Genomic DNA, 2,069 nt, shown 5'->3' with positions numbered 1-2,069 from the left:
GCCGATGCCGGAACGGGCCGGCCGCTCGATCGGCATCAAACGCAAATAGGGCGATGCCGACACGTCTCGTTTCCGGCTTCAAAGCCACACCGGCGATCTAAAATCGCAGAACCTTGCCATCGACCGGCGGCGGCGCTTGAAGCGGCGCGGCGCCCTCGTTAACCTTACCAAGGTTTTAACGGGAACAAGCCATTTGAGCCGTTGCGCGACTCAGCGGGCCGGTCGAAAACGATCTGCATCGAGGTAGCGACACGGGCGGCGCGGCGCCGGTTCGAGGAAAGTGCATGAAAACCGACATCAAGGTCGAGGTGGACAGGTTGGCTGCCGATCCGCGCATCACCGACTACGATTTCTGGCGCTCGCTCAAGAACGTCAACAATGAGATCTTCCACATCGCCAACAACAACGAGCCGATCCCGTTCGACATGATCCGCTGGCGCGCCATCCTGAAACAGGCGCGCATGAAGCGCGGCCACGCATAAGGTCCTCGAACGGAACAATCCCCGCAGGTCAAGCCTGGCGCCTCAACGCCGCCAGGGCCGAACGCGCCACCACCGGCGAGGACTGGATGATCGCCGTGTTGGTCATCGCGTAGGGAATGATGCGGTCGATCACCCGCTCGAGGTCGACCACCGACCCGACATGCGCCAGCGCGATGAAACAATCCTCTCCGGTTACGCGGTCGCATTGCACGATCTCCGGCAGTTCGCGGATGATCTCGGCCACGACGGCCAACTGCCCCGGCACTGGCCGGATGCGCAGCCATGCCGACAGCGGCAGGCCGAGTGCCGTCGGGTTGATCCTAACCGAATAGGCCTCGATGACGCCGCTTTCCTGCAGCCGCTTGATGCGCTCGGCCACACTCGGTGCCGACAGGCCCACCGAGCGTGCCAGCTCCGCCGTGCTGGTGCGCGCGTCCTTTTCCAGCAGGCGCAGGATCTTCATGTCGGCGGCATCGAGATCGGCGCTTTCAGTTCGAAGGCGCTTCATGGAAAACTCCTTTATTCCGGGAGAAAGATAGCCGAAAGAGCTAATCATCATCTATATAAATAGGCAAATCTGCCTGCGATACTGATCCGGTGGATGATCAAACGCAAGCTCTCGCGGCGACCCCTGCCCCGGGCAACTTCACCCTGGGCAAGCTGACGGAAAAACTGCCGCCGCATGTCTGGTTCGGCGTCAGCGCCGTCTTCCACTATCTCGGGCCGGCCTTCGCCGTGCTGCTTTTCCCGCATGTCGGCGTGCTCGGCATGGCGTGGCTGCGCATCGCCACGGCAGCACTCATCTTCGCACCCCTGACCCGTCCATGGCGAAGCTTCGCACGCGCCGATCGCACGACGCGGCTGCTGTTGCTGGCCTTCGGCGCCTGTCTGGCGGTGATGAACTGTTCGTTCTACCTGGCGCTCGACCGACTGCCGATCTCGCTGGTGGCGGCGATCGAATTCGTCGGCATCATCGGCGTCGCGGCGATCGGCCTCAGGAGCACGCGCAATCTCGCCGCCCTTGCCATCGCCGTCGCCGGCACCTTGCTGCTCATCGATGTCAGATGGTCCGACGATCCCATCGGGCTGTTCTGGGCCATCCTCAACGGGGCGCTGTTTGTCGGTTACATCGTACTCGGCCATCGCGTCGCCGCTTCAGGCGCCGGCAGCGGCATCGCCGGCCTGGGTGCTGCCATGGCGATCGCCTTCATCGTCGTGCTGCCGATCGGCTTCACCGATGCGCTGCCGGCCTTTTTCTCACTGCCGCTGCTGCTCGCCGCCATCGGCGTCGGCATCTGCTCGTCGGTCATTCCTTACATCTGCGACCAGCTCGCCATGTCGCGGCTGCCACGCGCGAGCTTCGCGCTGATGCTGTCGCTGCTGCCGGTCACCGCGACGCTGATCGGCGTCGTCGTGCTGCGCCAGATTCCGAGTTTTATCGATTGCCTCGGCATTGCGCTGGTGGTCGCCGGCGTCGCCTTCCACAAGCCGGCATCGGCCGGCTAACTCCGGAGGCCTGATTCTCGGTACGAACTGCGACAGGAAGGCTCAAGATTGAACCAAATCGGCGTCTGATCCGTTGTCACC

General features: G+C 63.3%; 3 protein-coding genes. 2 read left to right on the top strand and 1 reads right to left on the bottom strand.

Annotated features, from left to right (window positions below; all coding sequences use genetic code 11):
• Positions 1-284: 284 nt before the first annotated feature.
• Entirely contained in the window at positions 285-482 is a 198-nt protein-coding gene (locus ENZ74_RS30310; RefSeq protein WP_013531006.1) for a hypothetical protein, read from the top strand.
• Positions 483-510: 28 nt separating this feature from the next.
• Here the strand turns inward: ENZ74_RS30310 and ENZ74_RS30305 are convergent, their stop codons facing one another.
• Complete coding sequence (locus tag ENZ74_RS30305) at positions 511-990, bottom strand: Lrp/AsnC family transcriptional regulator (protein ID WP_013531005.1); 480 nt, start codon at positions 988-990, stop codon at positions 511-513.
• Positions 991-1,133: 143 nt separating this feature from the next.
• Here ENZ74_RS30305 and ENZ74_RS30300 point away from each other — a divergent pair, with 143 nt between their 5' ends.
• On the top strand, positions 1,134-1,988 hold the full coding sequence (locus ENZ74_RS30300) for a DMT family transporter (protein ID WP_164747161.1): 855 nt from the start codon (positions 1,134-1,136) through the stop codon (positions 1,986-1,988).
• The last annotated feature ends 81 nt before the right edge of the window (positions 1,989-2,069 follow it).

The sequence above is a fragment of the Mesorhizobium sp. M7A.F.Ca.CA.002.15.2.1 genome, assembly GCF_003998715.1.
GTDB classification, from domain to species: Bacteria; Pseudomonadota; Alphaproteobacteria; order Rhizobiales; family Rhizobiaceae; genus Mesorhizobium; species Mesorhizobium ciceri.
The sequence above is the reverse complement of the archived record's forward strand: the minus strand, read 5'-3'. Positions and strand labels throughout refer to the sequence as shown.